This window comes from Mesorhizobium sp. M1027, assembly GCF_040318745.1.
In the GTDB taxonomy this organism is placed as follows: Bacteria; Pseudomonadota; Alphaproteobacteria; order Rhizobiales; family Rhizobiaceae; genus Mesorhizobium.
The window spans coordinates 131,634-152,837 of sequence record NZ_JAMYMW010000002.1 but is presented as its reverse complement, the minus strand read 5'-3'; the positions used below and the strand labels follow the sequence as shown (position 1 = coordinate 152,837).

Here is a 21,204-nt window from a genome sequence, read left to right as displayed (position 1 = left end):
CTCAGCGGCCCGGCATGAAGGGTTCGGACATCGGAGGAACCACAAACGGGCCACGCCTGTCGAGGGCGCGGTTGAGCCGCCAGTCACGAAAGCTCCAGCCGCGCCAGTTTTCCTGGCCGGCGCGGAAGCGTGCTTCGTCCTGTGCATACCAGCCGGCGAGTTCGCGGATGGAGGCATCCTGCGCGGAGACCGTCCTGCTCTGGTGGTGGACGAAACGATCGAGTGCCGGCAAGGCGCCGGGCCCGAGCGAGCGCAGGTACCAGACGTCGAGCTGGGTGCCTTGGCCGGTCATTTCGAAGGAATGGTCGACATTGTAGTTGGCGATCAGCGCGGCAAAGTTGATGAACGAGCAGGCATAGAGCGTCGCCGATAGCGTCAGAAGATTGGCGGAAAGCAGCCATTCGTTGGATTTTCCGCGCGCGATGCGGGCGATGATCAGGGCAAGGCCCGCTGCCACCAGCCCCATCCAGACGAAGGCGGCGACACGCCAGTAGGTCAGCGCATAGATGCCGATATAGAGATCGAGCCGCAGGATCGACGAGATGACCAGGAGTATGTTCTGCGCCACCCAGGCATAGACCAGCCGGCGGATGAGCGGATCGCCGGAGGTCGCGCTTCCCGGCCGTAGCGCCGCCAGCACAAAGCCGGCGGCCAGCAGTGCCGTGACAATCAGCGGGTAGGCGCCGCGATGCGCGTAGGCGGCATAGGTCAGCCCGTCGGGAAGCGCGATGCCGCCCCACAGATAGGTGGCGTCGAGTGCGCTCTGCACCGCGAAAAGGATGTTGAAGACGACGAGCGCGCGGAGGATAGCGGCCTTGCCGAAGACGATGTCCTCGATCGTCGTCCTGGTGGCCGGCGTCGCCGCTGCGCTGGCTGGCGACACCCTGCGGCGGCGGAGAAACCGCGGCAGGCGCGGCCGCAGAAAGGCCCATACGCCGACGAGCACGGACAGCCAGAAGGCAAGACGCGGCAGCTGCATGAGGTTGAGCAGGGCGAAGAGGTCAATCAGCGAAAACCAGTATTCGATGACCGGATTGGCGGCGCCGAACAGCGCGAGAAACACTGCGCCGAGGCTCAGCGGCATGACCCAGACGGCGATCGCCGCAAGGCGCACGCGCCGCCTGCCAAGCCGCCGCGCCGCCGTGCGCCAGCGGAAGAAATCGCCGATGAACCGAAAAGGCGCTGCGAGCAGGAAGGTCAAAAGCTGGCCGGCAACGCGGGCAAGCCCGTGTCGCAATCGCCCTCCCAGCGAAAGCACTAAGACGGCCATCGCCGCCAGCGCAATGGAGACGGACAGTGCGCTGACATTTTCCACGAGCGGCAGCAGCCCCGCAAGCAGCGCAACCGGCTTGAGCAAGAACTTGCCATCCTTGAAGACGCCGAGAGGATGGAGAGCCATGCTCGCCGCGGCAATCGCAACGCCGAACAGGAAAAGCGTGATGCCCGCCGGTTGGCCATAGAAGAAGAAATCGGCCAACGCGACGAGCAGGACGGCAACGCGGAAGCGGCTGCAATAGCTCGGCGCCGCCGAGAGGAATACTGTCATGATCGGGCTTTCTCGGCGGCTTTGATGCGGCTGGTGGGCAGGGACTTGCGGACGAAAGGGAGGAGAGTTGCCAAAGTCTGGGGCGGATCGACGAGCCACCAGCTTTCGCGGCGAAGCCGGTACGGCACGGACCAACGGGAGTTCGTTTGCTCTTGCATGCCGCCCTTGTCGCATTCTGCCGGGTGGCAAGCGGGGCGGAGACGAGGAGATTTTCCGAAATTACGTGCAGTTTTTATGCACGGCTTGCCTCGGCTGGCTGCAGGCGGCATAGATCGAACATGATCACCGAAAGCTACCGCCCGCGCCGCTCGGTGCTTTACGTTCCGGCCTCGAACGACGAGGCGCTGGCCAAGATCCCGTCGCTGACCTGCGATGCCGTCGTCATCGATCTCGAGGACGCCGTCGCCCCGGCCGACAAGCTTTCCGCGCGCGAAAAACTGGCGGCGATTTTCGCCGGCCGTTCCAACCGGCGCCGCGAAATGGTGTTGCGCATCAATGCGCTGTCGAGCGAATGGGGCGCCGACGACCTGCTGGCCGCGGCAAAATGCACGCCCGACGCCATCCTGCTGCCCAAGGTCGACACGCCGCGCGACATCCTCGAGGCCGGCGACGTGCTCGACGACAATTTTATCGCGGACGAGGTCAAATTATGGGCGATGATCGAGACGCCCAAGGCGCTGCTCAATATCGGGCCGATTGCCGAGCTCGGTCGTGACCCGGCCTCGCGCCTGGTTTGTTTCGTTGCCGGAACGAACGATCTGGTCAAAGACACCGGCATTCTCGCCACGCCCGATCGGCGCTATCTCGTGCCATGGCTGATGCAAATGGTGCTCGCGGCGCGTGCCGGCGGCCTCGACCTGCTCGATGGCGTCTTCAATGATTTTCGCGATATGGACGGGTTTGCGCGCGAGTGCACGGAAGCGGCCGCCATGGGTTTTGACGGCAAGTCGCTGATCCATCCAACCCAGATCGAGGCGGCGAACCGCGCTTTTGCACCGACGCCTGACGCATTGGCCGAGGCGCGCGCGATCAAGGAAGCCTTCGCGCTTGCCGCAAATGCCGGCAAGGCGGTGATTGCGCTGAACGGAAAAATGGTCGAGCGGCTGCATCTGGCGCAGGCCGAAAAACTGCTGGCGAAGGCCGCCGCTGTTCGCGCATGATTATCGTAACTGACAACAGGATTGAAGAATGAAACTCTACCGCTTTCTGTCCGGCCCGGACGATGCCAGTTTCTGCCACAAGGTGACGGCGGCGCTGAACAAGGGCTGGCACCTGTTCGGCTCGCCGACCTATGCCTATGACAAGGAAGCCAGGACCATGCGCTGCGGCCAGGCCGTGGTGAAGGACATCGAGGGCCAGGAATACGGCCCCGACACCAAGCTCAGCGATTGGTAGGGAGGTTCGCCGAAGCGCTCGTCCTTCGTCATCTAGGGCGTAGCAGTCGCGAAGCGACGTCGCGGAGTACCCTAGGATCCATGCCGTTACCTCTGCCGAAGGGCACGGCGGATCAGGATTAGTGTGATCTACCACCCCCGTTACCCAGAATGGGATGATGGGCGTTCGGTTCTGCACCGCCGGAGCACTGCACCACCATCACGGCATGGATCCTGGGGTCTGCGCCGCGTCGCTTCGCTCCTTGCTCCGCCCCAGGATGACGAGGAGCGGGGTCGCTCACTCCGCTGCCTCTTCGATCTTCTCCATATCGTCGTCCGACAGGCCGAAATGGTGGCCGATCTCGTGGATCAGCACATGGGTGACGATGTCGCCCAGCGTTTCCTCGTTCTCGGCCCAGTAGTCGAGGATGGCGCGACGATAGAGCGTGATGCGGTTCGGCCCTTCGCCGGTCTGCGGATTCCAGCGCTCGGCGATGCCGCGCCCCTCGAACAGCCCCAACAGGTCGAAGGGCGTTTCCAGCGAAAGGTCGTCCATGATCTCGTCGGTCGGGAATTCGGCGATCTGAATGACGATCTCGCCGGTCAACTTGCGAAAGTCTTCCGGCAGATGGGCGTAGGCCTCCAGCGCCAGGAGCTCGATTTCCTCCATCGTTGGCGAAAGCTGGTCGTGCCAGATGCGTGTTTGGTAGATGCGAGCCATGCTTTTTCCTTTGATCCCGGCATATAGGCTTTCGAGCCGGACTCGGCAAATGGCCGGGCTGGGGTGACCGTGCCACGCCCCCACTACAGGAATAAATTCCCCATGACTCCGCTTGACTCTTTGGCCGGCCTCTGGAATCTATAGGAACATAACAGGAACAATGTGAGTGGAAGCTGACCGTCATGGCGACAAGCGCCGTGGCGCGGGAGACTGTTTTTGCCCTGCGCCGCCAGATTGCGAAGATCGAGGGAACGCTGTCCGAGCGTCTGGAGGCGTCGGCCGGCGCAGCCGCCGTTGATGCGGATGTCAGCCCCCAGACTCTGACATTGCCTCGAAATCTAATTATTGTCCGGCGCGGCCTCGCCGTGGCTTCGCAGGATGCGTTTTTGTCCACCGGCGCGGAGCGCCTCGATGCTGCGCTGAGCGGTGGCCTGCCGAAGGCGGCGCTGAGCGAGTTTCATGGCGCCGCGACGCGCGATGCCGGGGCCGTCGCCGGCTTTGTGCTCGCGCTCGTCAGCCTGATCCTCAGCCAGGGCCCGCGACTGCCGGTGCTGTGGATCGGCACATCCGAGGTTTTCCGCGAGGCCGGCTTCCCCTACGCCAGGGGGCTTCACGCCTTTTTCGGCATCGAGCCGGAACAATTGCTGTTTTCCGAGGCGCCAAGGCTGCTCGATGCGCTGTGGGTCGCCGAGGAGGCTGCCCGGATGACGGCGTTGGCCGCTGTCATCCTCGAAATCCGCGGCAGCCCGCAGCGGCTGGATCTCACCGCGACGCGGCGGTTGCACGCCCGGGCGCAGAGTGCCGGCCGGCCGCTGTTCCTGCTGCGCCAGGCCGGCGAGCCCGAGCCGACGGCAGCGCCCGTCCGCCTCATCCTGTCGGCGGCACCGGCGGCAGCGCGCCAGACAATCGCCGGGCCGCTCGCCGGCTCGATCGGCCGGCCCGCCTTCACCGTCGCCATCGGCAAGAGCCGCACGGCCTTGCCCGGACAATTCACACTGGAGTGGAACCCCGATGAACGCATATTCGAAGAAAGACGGGGCGAGCAAGGAAGGTCTCAGGAATCGGCCCCAGAACGGCCAAAGAATCCTGTCCCTGTGGTTTCCGCATCTCGCCGCCGAGAGGATCCTGCGGCAGCGTCTGGGGCGGTCCTGGCGTTCCCGGCCCTCGGATCACCTGCCGCTGGTGATCAGCCATCGCCAAGGGAACACCCAGCGCATCGCCGCCCTCGACGAACGGGCTGAGGCGCTTAATCTGAAGCGCGGCATGGGCATAGCCGACGCATGCGCCATGCATCCCTCGATCGACATCGTGGAGGCCGATCCGGAGGCCGACCGGCGCCTGCTCGAAGGCCTCGCCGACTGGTGCGACCGCTATACCCCGCTGGTGGCGCTCGACGGGACCGACGGTCTCTATCTCGACGTCACCGGCTGCACCCATCTTTTCGGCGGCGAACGCTCGATGCTGGACGATATCCTGGCGCGTTTTTTCCATCAGGGCTTCGATGTCCGCGCCGGGCTTGCCGCCACGCCTGGTGCTGCCTGGGCGGCGGCGCGGTTTGCCGGCGACCGCATCGTGCCCGATGGCGAGGAGGAAGCGCTTCTCGCGCCCTTGCCGCTGGCGGCGCTGCGCATCGACCCGGAGGTCCGCGCCAGCCTCGAAAGCGTCGGCCTGCGCACGGCCGGCGCCGTCATGGCAGCACCGCGCGCGCCGCTGGCCCGCCGCTTCGGCGCATCGCTGCTCTTGCGCCTCGACCAGGCGCTCGGCCGCCTCGACGAAGCCGTGTCGCCGCGCCTGCCGGTGGCACCGCTTTCGGTCGAGCGTCACCTTGCCGAGCCGATCATGTTGACCGAGGACATCGAGCGGCTGACCGGCATGCTGGCGACCACCTTGAAGAGCGACCTCGAGCGTCGCGGCGAGGGCGCAAGGCGGCTGGCGCTGCTGCTTTTCCGCGTCGATGGCGGCGTTAGCCGCATCGCCGTCGGCACCTCGCGGCCTCTGCGCGAGCCGCGGCTGATCCAGAAATTGTTCCACGAAAGGCTTGCCGCGCTCGAACGGGATATCGACGCCGGCTATGGCTTCGATCTCGTGCGCCTTTCGGTGCTGACCGCCGCCGCCTACGACATGCAGCAGGCAGACCTTGCCGGCGAGACGAGCGACGACGGTGCCGATATCGCGCTTTTTGCCGACCGCATTCGCGCCCGGCTCGGCGAAGGCGCGGTCTTGAAGCCGGTCGCCGTCGAGAGCCATTTGCCGGAGCGCGCCGTCGCCACCCTTCCCTTCACGGAGGCGCCGCAGAGAAGCTCGCCGCCGAAGCCGCCGGACAAGGCGAAGGACGCTCCCTCGACCGTCTTCCAGCCTGAACGACCGATCCGGCTTTTCCGTTCGCCCGAGCCGATCGAAGTGCCAGCCACCGAAATGCCGGAAGGCCCGCCTTTGAACTTCCGCTGGCGGCGCGCGCTCTACCGGGTCGCGCGCGCCGAAGGGCCGGAGCGCATCGCGCCGGAATGGTGGCGAGAGGCAGCGGGACGAGAAGATGCCCCGACCCGGGATTATTTCCGCATCGAGGATGCCGACGGCCGCCGTTACTGGCTCTATCGCCAGGGCCTTTACGGCGCCTCTCAAGTCCCGCCGCGCTGGTTCATGCATGGGATCTTCGCATGAATGCGCTGACGGCCATCCCCTATGCCGAATTCGGCATCCAGTCGAACTTCTCGTTCCTGCGCGGTGCCTCGAAACCGGAGGAGCTGGTGGTCGCGGCAAAATTCCTGGGGTTTTCGGCGATCGGTCTCGCCGACCGAAACACGGTGGCGGGCGTGGTACGCGCCTGGCAGCAGGCCAAGGTGGAGGGTGTTTCCTATCATCCCGGCTGCCGCCTGGTTTTTTGCGACGGCACGCCGGACATCCTCGCCTACCCGCAGGACCGCAAGGGCTGGGGGCATCTATGCCGCATGCTGACACAGGCCAATCTGCGCGACGAGAACGAAAAGGGCGCAACGCTTCTCAAACAGAGCGATCTTCTCGAATGGGGCGATCTCCTGTCGCTGGCCATACTGCCGGATCTGTCGGCGGACGCGGAAGCTGGCCTCGCACTGATTAGCCGGCTCAGGGATCGCTTCGGCGAAAACCTGAGGCTGGCGGTTTCGCCGGATTACCGCGGTAACGACCGCTTCCGTATCGAGCAGGCGGCGGCGATGGCCGAGCTGGCCGGCATCCCGCTGATGGCCACCAACGACGTTCTCTACCATACGTCGGAACGGCGCCCGCTGCAGGACGTGCTGACGGCGATCCGCCTCAATGTGCCCGTCGCCGAGGTGGGGCTGGAGCTGGCGGCCAATGCCGAGCGCCACTTAAAGCCGCCGCTGGAGATGGCACGGCTTTTCCGCAGGCATCCGCAAGCGCTGGCGGAAACGCTGCGTTTTGCCGGCGAGCTGACCTTCTCGCTCAGTGATCTGCAATACAACTATCCCGACGAGCCGACGGAATCGGGCCTCGGGCCGCAGGCCGAGCTGGAAAGGCTGGCCAAGGAGGGGGCCGCCATCCGCTACCCCTCGGGCGTGCCCGCTTTTGTGACGCAACGCATCGAGGAGGAGCTCGCCCTGATCGAGCGCCTGAACTACGCGCGCTATTTCCTGACTGTCCACGACATCGTCAAATTCGCCCGCAGCCAGAACATTCTCTGCCAGGGGCGCGGCTCCGCGGCCAACTCGATCGTCTGCTTCTGCATCGGCATCACCGAAGTTGGCCCGGACAAGATCGACACGCTTTTCGAGCGCTTCATTTCCGAGGAAAGAAACGAACCGCCCGACATCGACGTCGATTTCGAGCATGAAAAGCGCGAGGAGGTCATCCAGTACATTTATTCCAAATACAGTACCAAGCGCACCGCGCTGGCCGCTGCCGTCGTCAGCTACCGGGGCCGCTCGGCGATGCGCGAAGTGGCTAAGGCGATGGGCCTGTCGGATGACGTCCGCAGCGCGCTGTCCAGTTCGATCTGGGGCTGGTCGACCTCGGAGCTCGGCGAAAAGGAGACAAAAGCCGGCGGCCTCGATCAGACCGATCCATCGACAAGGCACGTGATCGAATGCGCCAACGAGATCATGGGCTTTCCCCGTCATTTGTCGCAGCATGTCGGCGGTTTTGTCATCACCAGGGACCGGCTCGACGAGATCGTGCCCATCGTCAAGACGGCGATGGACGAGCGCAAGATGGTCGAGTGGGACAAGGACGACCTCGACGCGGTGAAAATCCTTAAAGTGGACGTGCTGGCGCTCGGCATGCTGACCTGCCTGCAGCGCGCCTTCACCCTGCTCCGGGATCATTATCCGGAGGCGCGGGACGATTACGGCCAACCCTATGTGCTGGCCACTCTGCCTGCCGAGGACAAGCATGTCTACGACATGATCTGCCGTGCCGACACGATCGGCGTCTTCCAGATCGAATCCCGCGCGCAGATGTCGATGCTGCCGCGGCTGCGGCCAAAAAGCTTTTACGACCTCGTCATCGAGGTGGCGATCGTGCGGCCCGGCCCGATCCAGGGCGACATGGTCCATCCCTATCTGCGCCGCCGGCAAGGCAAGGAAAAACCCGAATACCCCAAGCCGGAACTGGAAAAAATCCTCGGCAGGACGCTGGGCGTGCCGTTGTTCCAGGAGCAGGCGATGAAGATCGCCATCGTCGCCGGCGGCTTCAGGCCGGGCGAGGCCGATGAACTGCGCCGCGCCATGGCGACGTTCAAGCGCACCGGCACGATCGGCAATTACCGCAAGAGAATGGTCGACGGCATGGTCGCCAAGGGCTACGAAAAAGACTTCGCCGAGCGCTGCTTCAAACAGATCGAAGGCTTTGGCGAATACGGCTTTCCCGAAAGCCACGCCGCCTCCTTCGCCCTGCTGGTCTATGCCTCCTGCTGGTTCAAGACCTTCTATCCCGACGTGTTCTGTGCCGCGATCCTGAATTCCCAGCCGATGGGGTTTTACCAGCCGGCTCAGCTTGTCCGCGACGCGCATGACCACGGCGTCGAGATCCGCGACGTCGACGTCAATTTTTCCGGCTGGGATTGCGCCTTGGAGAAATCGCCTTTCGATCCGGATCGTATCCTTGACCGCCATGCCCAGATGCGCGGCGTCATCCGGACCAGCCATGCCGTCCGGCTTGGTTTTCGCCAGGTCAAGGGCCTGTCGAAGGAGCGCATGGAGACCTTTGTGCTGCGACGCGGCGACGGCTACGCATCCGTGCGCGATGTCTGGCTGCGCTCGGGCCTCAACGTCGACGAGATCGAAAAACTGGCACAGGCCGACGCTTTCCGCTCGCTTGGATTGAACCGCCGCGACGCTCTATGGGCGGTCCGCGCGCTCGACGGCAAGAGTGCCGCCGAAAAGCTGCCGCTGTTCGATCAGCCGGCGATCCGCTTGCGCGATCTCGAGCCTGAAACCCGGCTCCCGGCAATGCCGCTCGGCGAGCACGTCGTCCACGACTACCGCTCGCTCGGCCTGTCGCTGAAGGCACACCCGGTCGCCTTCCTGCGTCAAAGGCTGGATCGGTCCGGCGTCACGCCCAATGCGCGGCTCGGCCAGGTGCGGGACGGCCGCCGCGTTTCGGTCGCCGGCCTCGTGCTGGTGCGGCAGCGGCCGGGCAATGGCAAGGCGATTTTCCTGACGTTGGAGGACGAGAATGCGGTCGCCAATATCATTTTCTGGGAAAGAACCTTCAACCGCTTCCGCCCCATCGTCATGGGCGCGCGTCTCATCCGCGTCACCGGCAAGCTGCAATCGGAATCGGACGTCATCCATATCGTCGCCGAGAAGGTCGAGGATCTGACGCCGTGGCTGTCGGTGCTGCTTGAGGAGGCAAGGCTTGTGGATGAACCTTCGAGCGGCCCCGAGGAGAAGCGGCCCGATAGCATCGCGCAAACGGAACTATTGGGAAAGGCAGAGAAGGTCATGCCCAAAGGGCGCAATTTTCAATAGAGGGGGATCGCTATGGAGCGGCTCTGAACCGCAGCACTCAGGACGTTCCACCCAGGCGCGGTGGCGTGGGCACGGCATCGTCAATGGCGATCGTACGCGCCTCCGAGGGCAGCATGATCGGAATGCCATCCCGCACCGGATAGGCAAGCTTTGCGACCCGCGAGATAAGCTCGCCGCGCTCCGGATCCCAGGCAAGCGGTCCCTTGGTCAGCGGGCAGGCCAAGAGTTCCAGCAGCTTGGGATCGACAGTCCTGTTCCCGTCACGTCCATCCGCCATTCGATCCATCCTTTCCACAAGGCGACCGCTTCAGGTTTTGCGCGCGGCCTCTCCTTCTCCCTTGTGGGAGAAGGAGGGCCAACCTACTGCAAACTCGAACCGAAATCCTCATTGTCGCGCGCCAGCGCCATTTCGGTGATGGCGATCAGGGTCTCGGCGCGTGTCTTCAGATCGGCCGCTTCGAGCAGCGCCTGTTTCTCGGCCGGCCCGTAGGGCGCCATCATCGACAGTGCGTTGACCAGCATGGCGTTTTCGGCGCGACTGACGCTCTCCCAGTCGGCCTCCAGATCGTTGGCCTGCAGATAGGCGCGAAACGCTTTGAGCAGCGCCGGCCGGTCGATCTCGGCGTCTGCCTGCTCCTCGTCGAGATCGGCGAGAAAAGGTGCCAGCCGGCACTGGCGGAACGGCGTCTTGACCGTGAGTTCCTGGACAATGCGGAACCGGCACACGCCCTGCAGCGAAATCAGGTAACGGCCGTCGCCGCTCTCGGACAGCGCAATGATGCGCCCGGCACAGCCGACATTGCAGAGCTCCGGCTCGCCGTCTGGACGCAGTGCACCGTCGAGGCTGGGCTGGATCATGCCGATCAGCCGCGGCCCGGCGATCGCTTCGTCGACCATCTGCAGATAGCGCGGCTCGAAGATGTTGAGCGGCATGCGGCCTCCCGGCAGCAGCAATGCGCCCTCGAGCGGAAAGATCGGCATGGTCGACGGTAAGTCCGCAGCGAGCCGGTAATGCGCGTTTCCCGCCTGCACCTCAATCCTCCGATCGCTTTGTCAGGAAGCGCACCAAATCCGTCTCCTCCCGGCCGGCACAAGGCGCAACACCGGAAACCTGAAATCGAACGCCGTCCGAAAACCTAATCTGGCGCAGCTGCCGCCCACCGCAAGCCCGCACGACAAAACAGTCTGCGCCGGCTCAGGAAAACAGCAGCGACGACAATTTGCGCCGTGCCGACAGCGTTGCTTCGTCGGTCATGCCCCATGCCTCGAAGAGCTGCAGCAACTGGGTTCTGGCGCCGTCGTCGTTCCACGAGCGGTCGGCCTTGATGATCGCCAGCAGATTGTCGGCCGCCGCCATGCGATCACCCTTAGCGTTCTGGATCATGGCGAGCTCGAACCGTGCCTGGTGATCCCCGGGATTTTCGGCCAGCCGCCGTTCCAGTTCCGCCGGATTGCCGAGCACTGCTGCCTGCGCGGCGAGCGCCATCTTGGCGCGCAGCGCGGCGAGCTGGGGCGCATCCTTCTTCGCTTCCGGCGCCCGCGCCAACACCGCCTCGGCACCTTCGGTATCGCCGGCCTCGAACAGCAGATCGCCCAAGCCGGCGATCGCCTCGATCGTCTCCGGCGCCTGTTCCAGGATGGCATCATAAATGTCGGCAGCGGTCTGCGCGTCACCGGCGTCGCGCGCCTCGGCAGCGGCGGCCAGTGCCTCGGCCACTTGCGGCGCGCCACCGTTCTTGCCGCCGACCTTCTGAATGAATTGCGTGATCTGGCTCTCGGGAATGGCGCCCATGAAGCCGTCGACCGGCTGGCCGTCCTTGAAGGCAATGACCGCCGGTATCGACTGGATGCCGAGTTGGCCGGCGATCGATGGATGATCGTCGATATTCATCTTGACCAGCTTGACCTTGCCACCGGCGGCTTTCACCGCCTTCTCCAGCAGCGGCGTCAATTGCTTGCAGGGACCGCACCACGGCGCCCAGAAATCGACCAGCACCGGCTGGCGACGCGATTCCTGGATGACGTCTGCAGCAAATCCAGCGGTCGTTGTGTCCTTGATGACATCGGCCGGCGCCTCCGCAAGTGCGACCTTCTCACGCGCGGCGTCGGTGCCGCCATATTGCACGGTGGTGGCATACTGGCCGCCATTGCTGCCAAATGGGCCGCCAAAGGGGTTGCTATCGCTCATCTCTCGTCGCCTTTCGGTCGCGCCGCCGGCCAAGGGACGGGCGCAACATCCTTCTTTAGAACCCGGTTTCAGTCACCCCGGTCTTAGTCACCCATGTGGCGATCACGCCGAGACTTTCAAGATAACAGCATCATGTCCGGTTGCCTCGACGAATTTGACCAGGTCCGCGGCAGCGATGGAAGTCGTCGCTTCATTGGTCAGCGGGTGGGCATTGACCACCGCATGGCTCATCAGCTTCTCGTCCAAAACGACCTTGACCCTTCGCTCGGTGTCGTTGATCAGCCCGAACACCGTGACCGCGCCCGGGACGACGCCGAGAAGCTCCATCAGCATCTCCGGCCGGCCGAAAGACACGCGCCCCGCAGCGCCGATCAGATGGTGGATCTGCTTGAGATCGACCACCGCCTCCTCGTCGACGCTGACCAGGAAGAAATTGTCCTTCTTGTCCTTGAGGAACAGGTTCTTGGTGTGGCCGCCGGCAATCTCGCCGCGCAGCGCCTGCGAATCGGCGACCGTGAACAGCGGCGGATGCCGCCGGGTCGATACCTCGATCCCAAGTCCGGCAAGAAAGGCGAAAAGTTCGGCTTCGGTCTTCGGCATCGGTCTTTCTTCTGGTGGCCCGCTTTCAACGGCTTGTTCGGCTAACGCCGTTTACGGCCAATGATGCGGCCAAGACAAGTCCGTCGCGCAACGCCGGGGGTGATTGCCTTGCGACGTCCCGGAGGAGCACTTCTCCGCATTGCAGGCGAAGCAAAAAGCCTGCGAATTCCCTGTTGCAATCACCGCGCTCTTCAGCCATATAGGCGCGGCTTGCGGCCCAAAAGCCGCGCGAGCGGGTGTAGCTCAGGGGTAGAGCACAACCTTGCCAAGGTTGGGGTCGAGCGTTCGAATCGCTTCACCCGCTCCATTTCTCTCAAGGGAAATCAAGCATCGAAAAGCCGCGGTCCGCCGCGGCTTTTTCGTTTTTGCGCGCCAACAGGGCGCAGCGCGCCGAATCGCCTGGCCACGCGCGCAAGTTCATTTGCCACGAGATTCATCCGCAGACCGCTCAGGTGCTTTTGAGCGTTCCGTTCATTCCGTTCGGGTAGAAGCCGCCCTTGCTGACGCCTTTCTGGTCGGTCAGATAGACGATCCGAAGCACTTCTTGCGGCGTCCTCGTGAAGGCGATTGCATCCGGGGTCGATGGAACGATGTTGGCTTTGCCGTCCACTCGGATGCCCTGGTCCTTGTCTTCCGGTCCATCGATCTTGTCGCGGGCGTCGGAAACCGCATTGGCGGCCTTCCAGGCATCCTCGCCCATTCGGTAAAGCGACGATCGCGCCATCCCCATGTGATAGGCCTCGACGGCCAGAATGCCAGCGGCGGCGGCCTGGAAATCTTTGTTTTTCAGAAGGGGCGCGGCGCCGGCATAGGCAGTGACGCCGACATCCTCGAACAGCATGCCGCCGAGCACGAAGTTCATCTGGTTGCCGAAAGGATCGAAGTCCGCTCCGAGCCCCGCCGCCTTGGCAACCGCGGCAAAGCCCGCATCGAAATCGATTGCCGGCCGGTCGACGGCATCGCTTCCAAGTGTCTTGCGATAGAACCTGACATGGGCAAGTTCGTTTTCGGCGACCTCCCGCATGAACTCGCCGATTGCAGGCGTGTCAAAGCGAACCTGTTTGCCGCCAGCCACAGCGCCGGCCTTCGGGCCGGCATCCGAATCATCGATCCCTTTTCCGGTGGTGCCGCGCAGGTAATATTCGGCTTCCATATATTCGAGATTGAGGGCGAACCGGAAAATGTCTTCGTCTTTGACCTCATCCTGCGCATAGGCGCGGGAAACCGGGGCAAGCCCGGTGGCCGAAGCGAGCGTGGCTCCCAGGCCAAACTGCAATGCCGCGGCGTGAAACACGAAATGCAGGCGTGACGCGGATCATGGCTTCCTCCCAAAAGCCCGCCGGCATCAAACATTTTGGCACCTCAAAAGCGGGCCTGCGCTCCCAACTTCACGAAGGGTGGAATGTTCCTCAATCGCCTTAAATGATCTCGCCGGATGGCGAGCACCGAGGTTTCCTCGATTGTAACCTCATGTCAGCCGACGCACGCTGCGCTGCAGCGGCGCTGGATCTAACGGCAGCAAAAATCCAGCCGTTGCGGTCGTCCGAAGTACGCTGTCGATAAAATTAAGGACTTTTGCGTGCCGGTTTCGGACCAAGGTCCATCTTGCAGAATACTGTATTTGAACAAAGCTAGGTAACAGCCGGCTTTCACATTGGAAATCCTGACGTTTTTCATCTGGAACCCATCCTGGCGGGAGGGCGATTCGAAGGAGGAACTATGAAAACGCGCACCTGTCTATTCGCGACTGTAGCCGCTCTCACCCTTGTCGCATCTCCGGTCCTCGCTGCTCCCGGCGGCAATGGCAATGGCAACGGCAATGGCGGCAGCAACGGCAACGGCGGAAACTCGGCCGGGGCCGGCTCGCAGGGACACGGAGCCGCCACTTCCGCCGCGGCCAAGGACAAGTCGACGCACGGAGTTGCTCACGCAGCGGCGGTCGTTGCGACGACACCGGCCTCACCACAGGCCACGTTGGCCTTGCAGGCAGCGCTGGCAAGACAGACCGCAGATGACGCGGCAGACACTGCCGACGACACTTCCGACGAAACCGAATAAGCTTTCGAAGCAGCCACTTGTTGTGTTGAAAAGCCGCGGTTCGCCGCGGCTTTTTCGTTTCCCGACGACGAACTCTCAAGGTGAACAGCGCTTCCAGAAAAAAGCTGCTCCACGGCGGCACTGAAGCTACGCTAAGGCCAAACGCCGCCGCATCGGCGTCGGTTTCGATTGCATTTGAGGAGATCCCATGACCGGCTTTGTCGACCGCGAGCGCGCAACTGACCTGATGCAGCGCGCCGGCATCGAGGCGCTGGTGCTTTTGCGAGCCCGAGGCGTTCCAATATGCCACCGGTGCCTGGATCGGCCCGGCAGGCCTGTTCCGAAGGGCCGGCGCCGGTTTCGTCGTTATTCCCAAGCGAGGCAACCTGCCGATCGGCGTCGTGGTGGCGGATTTCCAGGTTGCCCAACTCCCGGCGGCGATGGCCGGCGCCATGGTACGCACACATCCGATCTGGATCGAATCGGCGTCGCTCGAGCCGGCGACGGCCGACCGGCCTGTTGCGCAGCGCATCGAGGCCGGCCTGGTTGGCCGCGCCCCCGGTTTTTCACGTCCGGCGACCTTCGAGCTTGCCCGCTCCGTCCGCGAGCTGAAAACGATCCTCGCAGAATTCGGGCTGGAGCGTGCGACGCTCGGCATCGAGCTGGATTTCGTCTCGGCCAGCGATTTTTCCGCGATGCAGGCGATGTTGCCGGGCACTGCCCTGGTCAACGGTTCGCCGATCCTCGACCGGCTGCGGGCGATCAAGTCGCAGAGCGAGATCGACCTGTTGCAGCAGGGCATCGTCCTGTCGGAGGCCGGCCTGTCGCGGCTGCAGCAGCATGCAGCGGCCGGCATGCGTCAGTCTGAGCTGGTCGCGCTTTACCGGCAAGGCGTCGCGGATGTAGCCGCCGGGTCGTCGCAGCAAATCTCGACGGCGGAATACGTCACGCTGGGCGCTCGCCCAAAAGGCGCCGACGCGGTCGCCGCCGCCGGCGATCCGCTGAAGGCCGACATGGTGTGCAGCGTGAACGGCTATGCCTCGGATATGTCGCGGAATTTCACCTTCGGGCCGCCGTCGCCCGAACAGGCCGAATTGCATGCGATAGCCGAACGCGCCTTCGCCGACGGGCTTGCCGCGCTTATGCCCGGAAAGCCGTTGGCCGCCGTGCATCGCGCCGCAAGCGAAAGCCTGGCGCGCCAGGGCCTGCGTTCCTATCGCCGCGGCCATTTCGGCCACGGCGTCGGCCATTCCGTGTTTTCCGAGCAATGGCCGTTCATCTCGGCCGACTGCGATGTCGCGATCGAACCGGGCATGGTGCTGGCGTTCGAGATTCCGCTCTACATCGACGGTCTCGCCAGCTTCAATCTCGAGGACCAGTTCCTGATCACCGCCAACGGGCCGTCGCCGATGAACCGCCTGCCGAGACGTCTGGGGGTTATCGGCTGAATCCAGCCGGCGCCGTTATCTGGCGCCGGCCACGCCCCTGCGGAAATCCGACGGCGACATGCCGGCAAGCTTGCGGAACGACTTGTTGAACGCGCTGAGCGAGCCGAAGCCCGATTCCATGGCGACGCGCAGCACATTGGCATCCTGATGCATCAGCAGCGCCTGCGCGTAGCTGAGGCGCAGCAGATTCACATATTCATTGAGCGTCATGCCGGTCGATTTCTTGAAGATGCTCATGGCGTATTTGGGATGGATGTCGGCCGCCGCGGCGATGTCGACGCAATCGATCTCGTAGAGGAAATTCTCGGCGATGAAGTCGCACATGCGCCCGACATTGCGCAGCGATTGCTGATCGAACGGGCTGCCTAGCTCCTGTTCGACCGGCGTTTCCGGCACCAGCCGGTAGGGCTCGAACCGCACCCGCTCAAGCCGCAGCAAAAGCTCGTTGACGGCATGCTCCGCCTTGACCGGGTCGCCGGAGCGGGCATAGCGGTTCCAGCGCTCGAAATTGTGGTCGTCCGACCGGTCTGTGGCGTCGGTCACCAGCGTCGCGCCGGTCATCAGCCTGTTGCGGACGTCGACGGGCAAATGCAGCCGGAAGAAATGAACCAGCGGCAGATGCGCGCCGGCGTAGATGGCATCGTCGGAAGCTTCGTCCATCTGGTGCGGCAGGCCGCCCCAGAACAGGCACATGTCGCCCGCAGAAAGCGAAAGCCCGTGCCCGTCCATGCGGTAATGCACGGCGCCACGCACGATGAAATTCACCTCGACCTGGGCGTGCCAATGCGGCTTGAGCATCACCAGGGGCTGGGTGTGGAACATTTGCAGCAGCAGCGGCAGGCCCTCCACGCTGCTGGCGCCAGGCTGGTAAAACGGCCTTTCCGGCATCTTACTTTCCGCTCATTTCTTATTCCCTTTGTCGCGGACAAGGCTTTCCCGAAGCCTAGTCTAGCCACGCTCGCAAACAGAGAGCAACTGAAATGGGAGGATTTCAATGCGCTTAAAATTGACCTGCGCCGCGCTCGCGCTTGCCTTGGGCTCCAGCCCGGCCTTTGCGCAGTCCGGTGAAATCACGATCTGGAGCTGGAATATCGCCGCTTCGTCGCTGAAGGCCACCATAGCGGGCTTCAACAAGCAGTATCCCGACATCAAGGTCACGGTCGAGGACCTCGGCAACCAGCCGACCTACGACAAGTCGATCGCCGGCTGTGCCGCCGGCGGCGAGGGGCTGCCGGACATCGTGACGATCGAGAACGGCGAGGCGGAAAACTACTGGAGCCAGTTCCCGGATTGCTTCGTCGACCTGCATACGCTCGGCTACACCGCGGAAGACCAGGCAAAATTCCCCGACTTCAAGCGCACCGAGCTCGAGGTGGACGACAAGGCCTATGCGATGCCCTGGGATTCGGGCCCTGTAGCGATGTTCTACCGCCGCGACTTCTATGAGAAGGCCGGCGTCGACCCGTCTTCGATCAAGACCTGGGACGATTTCATCGCCGCCGCAAAGAAGATCCAGGCCGCCAATCCCGGCGTGACGATGACCAACGCCGATTTCAACGGCGATTCCGAATTCTTCCGCATGATCTCCAACGAGCAGGGCTGCGCCTATTTCTCCGCCGATGGTCAATCGATCACCGTCAATCAGCCCAAATGCGTCGATGCCATGACCAAGATCAAGGAGATGAAGGACGCCGGCATCATTTCCTCTGCCGACTGGAGCACCAAGATCACCAACAACACCGCCGGCAAGGTCGCCAGCCAGATGTATGGCGGCTGGTATGAAGGCACCATACGCACCGAATCGCCCGATGGCGCAGGCAAATGGGGAGTCTATCTTATGCCGAGCCTGACCGCCGACGGTCCGCGCGCCGCCAATATCGGCGGCTCCTCGCTCGCCATCACTTCGGTGTCGAAGAACAAGGAAGCCGCCTACGCCTATCTGAAATACACGCTAGGGACGAATGAGGGCCAGATCACAATGCTGAAAGGCTTCGGCCTGGTGCCGTCGCTGATCTCGGCGCTCAACGACCCTTACGTCTCCGAAGGCCTGCCCTATTGGGGTGGCCAAGCCGTGTGGAAGGACATCCTCAGCACCTTGCCCAAGGTCGTCCCCAGCCGCGGCACGCCGTTCCAGAGCGACGCCGAAATCATCATCCGCGCGGTGCAGACCAAATATCTGGCCGGCGGCTATCCCGACGCCAAGGCAGCGCTCGACGATGCCGCAAGCCAGATCGCCGCGGCGACCGGCCTGCCGGTCAAGTCGTGATCTAGACGAGGCGGCTCCGAGCGCACGGCTCCCCTTCTCCTCTTGTGGGAGAAGGTATCGCCGAAGGCGACGGATGAGGGGTGCTCCAGCTTGGCGCCGGCGGCACTCCGGCCATCACCCCTCAACCGTCTCAGCGCTATGCGCCGATCCACCTTCTCCACAAGGGGAGAAGGCAAGAACTTGAAAGCAGAAAGGAGGAAAACGATGCGCTACCAGAACGCCACGGCTTATCGCTTCCTCGCGCCCTATCTGCTGATCTTCTCGATCTTCTGGCTGTGGCCGATCATCGATTCCTTCCTGATCTCGTTCCAGGCGACGCGCACCGTGCCGTGGCGGTTCGCGCCGACCTTCAACTGGGGCCGGCTGATCGGCGACCCCGCCTTCTTCAATGCCTTGAAGAACACATTGCTGATCCTCGTCATCCAGGTGCCGGTGATGATTTCCCTGGCGATAGTGATGGCGGTGCTTTTGAATTCGCCGCTGCTCAAGGCACGTGGCCTGTTCCGATTTGCCTTCTTCGCGCCTGTCGTGGTCGGTGAGGTCGCCTATTCGGCGGTTTTCCGGCTGATGTTCAATCTCGACTACGGCATCATCAACAAGTTGTTGAACAGCATCGGACTGCCCACTGTCGACTGGTTTACCAACGTCACCCCGGCGATGGCGGTGATCATGATGGCGGTGACCTGGCGCTGGGCCGGCTACAACGCCATCATCCTGCTCGCCGGCCTGCAGTCCATCCCCGAGGATGTCTACGAGGCGGCAACCCTGGACCGGGTCAGCAAGGTCAAACAGTTCTTTTACATCACGCTGCCGCTGCTCAAGCCGATCATCGTGTTCTGCGCCGTGCTGTCGATCATCGGCACCATGCAGCTGTTCACCGAGCCCTTCCTGATCACCGAGCGCGGCGGGCCGGGCGGCGGCACCGAAACGCTCGGGCTGCTGCTTTACCGCCAGGGTTTCCGGTCGCTTAATTTCGGCTACGCTTCGGCCGTCGCCTACACCATGGCCGGGCTGGCGATTGCCATTTCGCTGGTGCAGATATGGCTGACGAGGGAACCGAAATGACCTCGCGATCCCCAATCAGCCATTCCCGGGTCAGCCGTTCCCAGGCCAGATTGGGCCGCAGCATCGCGCTGCATCTGTTCCTGACGCCGCTGGCGCTGGTCTGGCTGTTTCCGCTGTGGATGATGGTGGTCTTTTCCACGATGCCCGACAATGGCATCTTCAGCCCCGACATCGAGCTTTTGCCGCACGGCAATTTCCTCGACAATGTCAGCAATCTGCAGCGCGGCACCAATTTCATCGGCGCCATCGGCATCTCGGTCTCGGTGGCGGTGACCTATACCTTCCTGTCGGTGATGCTGACCTCGATGGCCGGCTGGGCGCTGGCGCGTTACAACTTCTTCGGCAAGGGCATGGTCGTAGCCATCATCTTCGGCACCATCACGCTGCCCTATGCGGTCGTGCTGATCCCGCAATTCATCATGGTGGCGCGCGACTTCAAGCTCGCCAACACCTGGGTGGCGCTGATCGTGCCGCCGCTGTTCAACTCGCTGGGCGTGCTGTTCATGCGGCAGAGTTTTTCGATGATGCCGCACGAGCTGTTCGACGCGGCCAAGGTCGAGGGCGTCAAGGAATGGCGGATATTCCTGTTCGTCGCATTGCCTCTGGCGCGGCCGATGCTGGCGGCGCTCGCCATCATTCTCTTCCTTGCTTCCTGGAACAATTATCTGTGGCCGCTGCTGATCAATTCCAAGCCGGGCGCAATGACCGCGCCGGTGGCGCTCGGCACGCTGATCGGTCTCACCAAGGTGTCCTGGGGCGGCATCATGGCGGGCGCGGTGATGCTGACGGCGCCAATGCTCGTCGTGTTCGTGCTTCTGCAGCGCCATTTCGTCGCCGGCATCGCCGCCGGCGCCATCAAGTAAGGATCAGCATGGCGGCAGTCACACTCAAAAACGTCATCAAGCGCTTCGGCGTCTTCGAAATCGTCCACGGCGCCAATATCGATATCGATGACGGCGAATTCGTCGTCTTCGTCGGCCCTTCCGGCTGCGGCAAGTCCACGCTGCTCCGGATGATCGCCGGGCTCGAGGACATCAGCGACGGCGAGATCGCCATTGGCGGCAAGGTGGTGAACGACGTCGAGGCAGCCGATCGCGGCATCGCCATGGTGTTCCAGTCCTACGCGCTCTATCCGCACATGACGGTCGAGCAGAATCTGAGCTTCGGCCTAAGAATGACCGGCAACCCCAAGGCAGATACCGAGCGGCGGGTGAAGCGGGCTTCCGAAATCCTGCGTATCGCCGAGCTGATGAAGCGGCGGCCGCGGCAATTGTCGGGCGGCCAGCGCCAGCGCGTCGCCATCGGCCGCGCCATCGTGCGCGAGCCGCAAGTGTTCCTGTTCGACGAACCGCTCAGCAATCTCGACGCCGAGCTCAGGGTGCAGATGCGCGTCGAGATATCGCGCCTTCACAAGGAGCTTGGCGTTACCATGGTCTATGTGACGCACGACCAGACCGAGGCGATGACGCTGGCCGACAGGATCGTCGTCCTCAACGCCGGCAATATCGAGCAGATCGGCGCGCCGCTCGATCTCTACGACGACCCCGCCAACCGCTTCGTTGCCGGCTTCGTCGGCTCCCCGAAAATGAACTTTCTGGCGGCGAAAATGGTCGGGGCCGACAACGGCGCTGCGGTCGTCGAACTGGTCAATCATCGCGGCGCGCGACTGCGCAAGCCGCTTTCGGATGCTCTGCCTGCGACAGGCGGCGATGTCGTGCTTGGCGTGCGGCCGGAGCATTTCTTCGACGCCGGCCAGGGCGATTGCGACCTTACCCTCAAGGCCGACGTCGCCGAGCACTTGGGATCGGTGAGTTATGTCTATGCCAATTCCGGAACCGGGGGCGGGCGCGAGGAACTGATCATCGAGCGCGAGGCCTCGCGGCATCGCGCGAATGGCGACGATCTGGTGGTGTCGATCAAGGCCGACCGCTCGCTTCTCTTCGACGCCACCGGCGCACGCATTCGCTAACCCATCTTTCTTTTGTCCGATCGCG

General features: G+C 63.4%; 18 protein-coding genes, 1 tRNA gene and 1 pseudogene. 12 read left to right on the top strand and 8 right to left on the bottom strand.

Going from position 1 to position 21,204, the window contains the following annotated elements:
- Position 1: 1 nt before the first annotated feature.
- A complete protein-coding gene (locus tag NKH50_RS05230; RefSeq protein ID WP_352877134.1) occupies positions 2–1,546 on the bottom strand; it encodes a DUF4153 domain-containing protein in 1,545 nt (514 codons plus the stop codon).
- A 281-nt stretch (positions 1,547–1,827) separates the two neighbouring features.
- On the opposite strand from NKH50_RS05230, the gene NKH50_RS05225 reads away from it, so the two are divergent.
- Complete coding sequence (locus tag NKH50_RS05225; RefSeq protein ID WP_352877560.1) at positions 1,828–2,706, top strand: HpcH/HpaI aldolase/citrate lyase family protein; 879 nt, start codon at positions 1,828–1,830, stop codon at positions 2,704–2,706.
- A 28-nt stretch (positions 2,707–2,734) separates the two neighbouring features.
- Positions 2,735–2,941 carry a DUF1737 domain-containing protein gene (locus NKH50_RS05220; protein ID WP_254817910.1) on the top strand — a complete coding sequence of 69 codons (207 nt, stop codon included), beginning with the start codon at positions 2,735–2,737 and terminating at the stop codon, positions 2,939–2,941.
- Positions 2,942–3,217: 276 nt separating this feature from the next.
- Here the strand turns inward: NKH50_RS05220 and NKH50_RS05215 are convergent, their stop codons facing one another.
- Positions 3,218–3,640 carry a metallopeptidase family protein gene (locus NKH50_RS05215; RefSeq protein WP_023680515.1) on the bottom strand — a complete coding sequence of 141 codons (423 nt, stop codon included), beginning with the start codon at positions 3,638–3,640 and terminating at the stop codon, positions 3,218–3,220.
- Between the two features lie 182 nt (positions 3,641–3,822).
- On the opposite strand from NKH50_RS05215, the gene NKH50_RS05210 reads away from it, so the two are divergent.
- Genes NKH50_RS05210 through NKH50_RS05200 form a run of 3 tightly spaced genes read left to right on the top strand, consistent with a single transcriptional unit; the run spans position 3,823 to position 9,606 of the window.
- Complete coding sequence (locus tag NKH50_RS05210; RefSeq protein WP_352877132.1) at positions 3,823–4,881, top strand: ImuA family protein; 1,059 nt, start codon at positions 3,823–3,825, stop codon at positions 4,879–4,881.
- Positions 4,823–6,301, top strand: coding sequence for a DUF6504 family protein (locus tag NKH50_RS05205; protein WP_352877129.1), 1,479 nt, complete (start codon positions 4,823–4,825; stop codon positions 6,299–6,301). The genes NKH50_RS05210 and NKH50_RS05205 overlap by 59 nt, the downstream gene beginning before the upstream one ends.
- Positions 6,298–9,606 (top strand): error-prone DNA polymerase, encoded by a 3,309-nt coding sequence (locus NKH50_RS05200; RefSeq protein ID WP_352877126.1) that lies wholly within the window; start codon positions 6,298–6,300, stop codon positions 9,604–9,606. The genes NKH50_RS05205 and NKH50_RS05200 overlap by 4 nt, the downstream gene beginning before the upstream one ends.
- 37 nt (positions 9,607–9,643) lie before the next feature.
- Here the strand turns inward: NKH50_RS05200 and NKH50_RS05195 are convergent, their stop codons facing one another.
- The 4 genes from NKH50_RS05195 to NKH50_RS05180 form a co-directional block, all read right to left on the bottom strand.
- On the bottom strand, positions 9,644–9,883 hold the full coding sequence (locus tag NKH50_RS05195; protein ID WP_352701201.1) for a Trm112 family protein: 240 nt from the start codon (positions 9,881–9,883) through the stop codon (positions 9,644–9,646).
- An 83-nt stretch (positions 9,884–9,966) separates the two neighbouring features.
- Complete coding sequence (locus NKH50_RS05190) at positions 9,967–10,638, bottom strand: LON peptidase substrate-binding domain-containing protein (protein WP_023675985.1); 672 nt, start codon at positions 10,636–10,638, stop codon at positions 9,967–9,969.
- A gap of 163 nt (positions 10,639–10,801) precedes the next feature.
- Positions 10,802–11,794, bottom strand: a complete 993-nt coding sequence (gene trxA, locus NKH50_RS05185) for a thioredoxin (protein WP_352877123.1) — start codon at positions 11,792–11,794, stop codon at positions 10,802–10,804.
- 102 nt (positions 11,795–11,896) lie between these two features.
- Complete coding sequence (locus tag NKH50_RS05180; RefSeq protein ID WP_254817917.1) at positions 11,897–12,394, bottom strand: prolyl-tRNA synthetase associated domain-containing protein; 498 nt, start codon at positions 12,392–12,394, stop codon at positions 11,897–11,899.
- Between the two features lie 232 nt (positions 12,395–12,626).
- On the opposite strand from NKH50_RS05180, the gene NKH50_RS05175 reads away from it, so the two are divergent.
- Positions 12,627–12,701, top strand: a tRNA-Gly gene (locus tag NKH50_RS05175).
- Between the two features lie 141 nt (positions 12,702–12,842).
- Here the strand turns inward: NKH50_RS05175 and NKH50_RS05170 are convergent.
- A pseudogene (locus tag NKH50_RS05170) lies at positions 12,843–13,713 on the bottom strand (ferritin-like domain-containing protein).
- Between the two features lie 400 nt (positions 13,714–14,113).
- Here NKH50_RS05170 and NKH50_RS05165 point away from each other — a divergent pair.
- Together NKH50_RS05165 and NKH50_RS05160 are read left to right on the top strand one after the other, a co-directional pair.
- Positions 14,114–14,452, top strand: a complete 339-nt coding sequence (locus NKH50_RS05165; protein WP_352877119.1) for a hypothetical protein — start codon at positions 14,114–14,116, stop codon at positions 14,450–14,452.
- Between the two features lie 383 nt (positions 14,453–14,835).
- Positions 14,836–15,879: a M24 family metallopeptidase gene (locus NKH50_RS05160; protein WP_352877116.1), complete on the top strand. Its 1,044-nt coding sequence runs from the start codon at positions 14,836–14,838 to the stop codon at positions 15,877–15,879.
- 15 nt (positions 15,880–15,894) lie between these two features.
- On the opposite strand, the gene NKH50_RS05155 is transcribed toward NKH50_RS05160, so the two are convergent.
- A complete protein-coding gene (locus NKH50_RS05155; protein WP_352701197.1) occupies positions 15,895–16,767 on the bottom strand; it encodes a helix-turn-helix domain-containing protein in 873 nt (290 codons plus the stop codon).
- Between the two features lie 106 nt (positions 16,768–16,873).
- Between NKH50_RS05155 and NKH50_RS05150 the strand changes: the two genes are divergently transcribed.
- The 4 genes from NKH50_RS05150 (at position 16,874) to NKH50_RS05135 (ending at position 21,179) form a co-directional block, all read left to right on the top strand.
- A complete protein-coding gene (locus tag NKH50_RS05150; protein WP_352877113.1) occupies positions 16,874–18,145 on the top strand; it encodes an extracellular solute-binding protein in 1,272 nt (423 codons plus the stop codon).
- Between the two features lie 204 nt (positions 18,146–18,349).
- The gene (locus tag NKH50_RS05145) at positions 18,350–19,210 is read left to right on the top strand and encodes a carbohydrate ABC transporter permease (RefSeq protein WP_352650285.1); all 861 of its coding nucleotides are present in this window, start codon (positions 18,350–18,352) and stop codon (positions 19,208–19,210) included.
- On the top strand, positions 19,207–20,073 hold the full coding sequence (locus NKH50_RS05140) for a carbohydrate ABC transporter permease (RefSeq protein WP_023720571.1): 867 nt from the start codon (positions 19,207–19,209) through the stop codon (positions 20,071–20,073). Before NKH50_RS05145 ends, NKH50_RS05140 begins: the two co-directional genes overlap by 4 nt.
- 8 nt (positions 20,074–20,081) lie before the next feature.
- Complete coding sequence (locus NKH50_RS05135; RefSeq protein ID WP_023675944.1) at positions 20,082–21,179, top strand: ABC transporter ATP-binding protein; 1,098 nt, start codon at positions 20,082–20,084, stop codon at positions 21,177–21,179.
- Positions 21,180–21,204 lie beyond the last annotated feature (25 nt).

What these genes read in the sequence shown, in the direction of transcription:
- NKH50_RS05210 (WP_352877132.1), top strand. Translation starts at nt 3,823, where the DNA reads ATGGCGACAAGCGCCGTGGCGCGGGAGACTGTTTTTGCCCTGCGCCGC.
- NKH50_RS05220 (WP_254817910.1), top strand. Translation starts at nt 2,735, where the DNA reads ATGAAACTCTACCGCTTTCTGTCCGGCCCGGACGATGCCAGTTTCTGC.
- NKH50_RS05195 (WP_352701201.1), bottom strand. Translation starts at nt 9,883, where the DNA reads ATGGCGGATGGACGTGACGGGAACAGGACTGTCGATCCCAAGCTGCTG.
- trxA (WP_352877123.1), bottom strand. Translation starts at nt 11,794, where the DNA reads ATGAGCGATAGCAACCCCTTTGGCGGCCCATTTGGCAGCAATGGCGGC.
- NKH50_RS05215 (WP_023680515.1), bottom strand. Translation starts at nt 3,640, where the DNA reads ATGGCTCGCATCTACCAAACACGCATCTGGCACGACCAGCTTTCGCCA.
- NKH50_RS05155 (WP_352701197.1), bottom strand. Translation starts at nt 16,767, where the DNA reads ATGCCGGAAAGGCCGTTTTACCAGCCTGGCGCCAGCAGCGTGGAGGGC.
- NKH50_RS05230 (WP_352877134.1), bottom strand. Translation starts at nt 1,546, where the DNA reads ATGACAGTATTCCTCTCGGCGGCGCCGAGCTATTGCAGCCGCTTCCGC.
- NKH50_RS05145 (WP_352650285.1), top strand. Translation starts at nt 18,350, where the DNA reads ATGCGCTACCAGAACGCCACGGCTTATCGCTTCCTCGCGCCCTATCTG.
- NKH50_RS05150 (WP_352877113.1), top strand. Translation starts at nt 16,874, where the DNA reads ATGCGCTTAAAATTGACCTGCGCCGCGCTCGCGCTTGCCTTGGGCTCC.
- NKH50_RS05135 (WP_023675944.1), top strand. Translation starts at nt 20,082, where the DNA reads ATGGCGGCAGTCACACTCAAAAACGTCATCAAGCGCTTCGGCGTCTTC.
- NKH50_RS05165 (WP_352877119.1), top strand. Translation starts at nt 14,114, where the DNA reads ATGAAAACGCGCACCTGTCTATTCGCGACTGTAGCCGCTCTCACCCTT.
- NKH50_RS05180 (WP_254817917.1), bottom strand. Translation starts at nt 12,394, where the DNA reads ATGCCGAAGACCGAAGCCGAACTTTTCGCCTTTCTTGCCGGACTTGGG.
- NKH50_RS05200 (WP_352877126.1), top strand. Translation starts at nt 6,298, where the DNA reads ATGAATGCGCTGACGGCCATCCCCTATGCCGAATTCGGCATCCAGTCG.
- NKH50_RS05140 (WP_023720571.1), top strand. Translation starts at nt 19,207, where the DNA reads ATGACCTCGCGATCCCCAATCAGCCATTCCCGGGTCAGCCGTTCCCAG.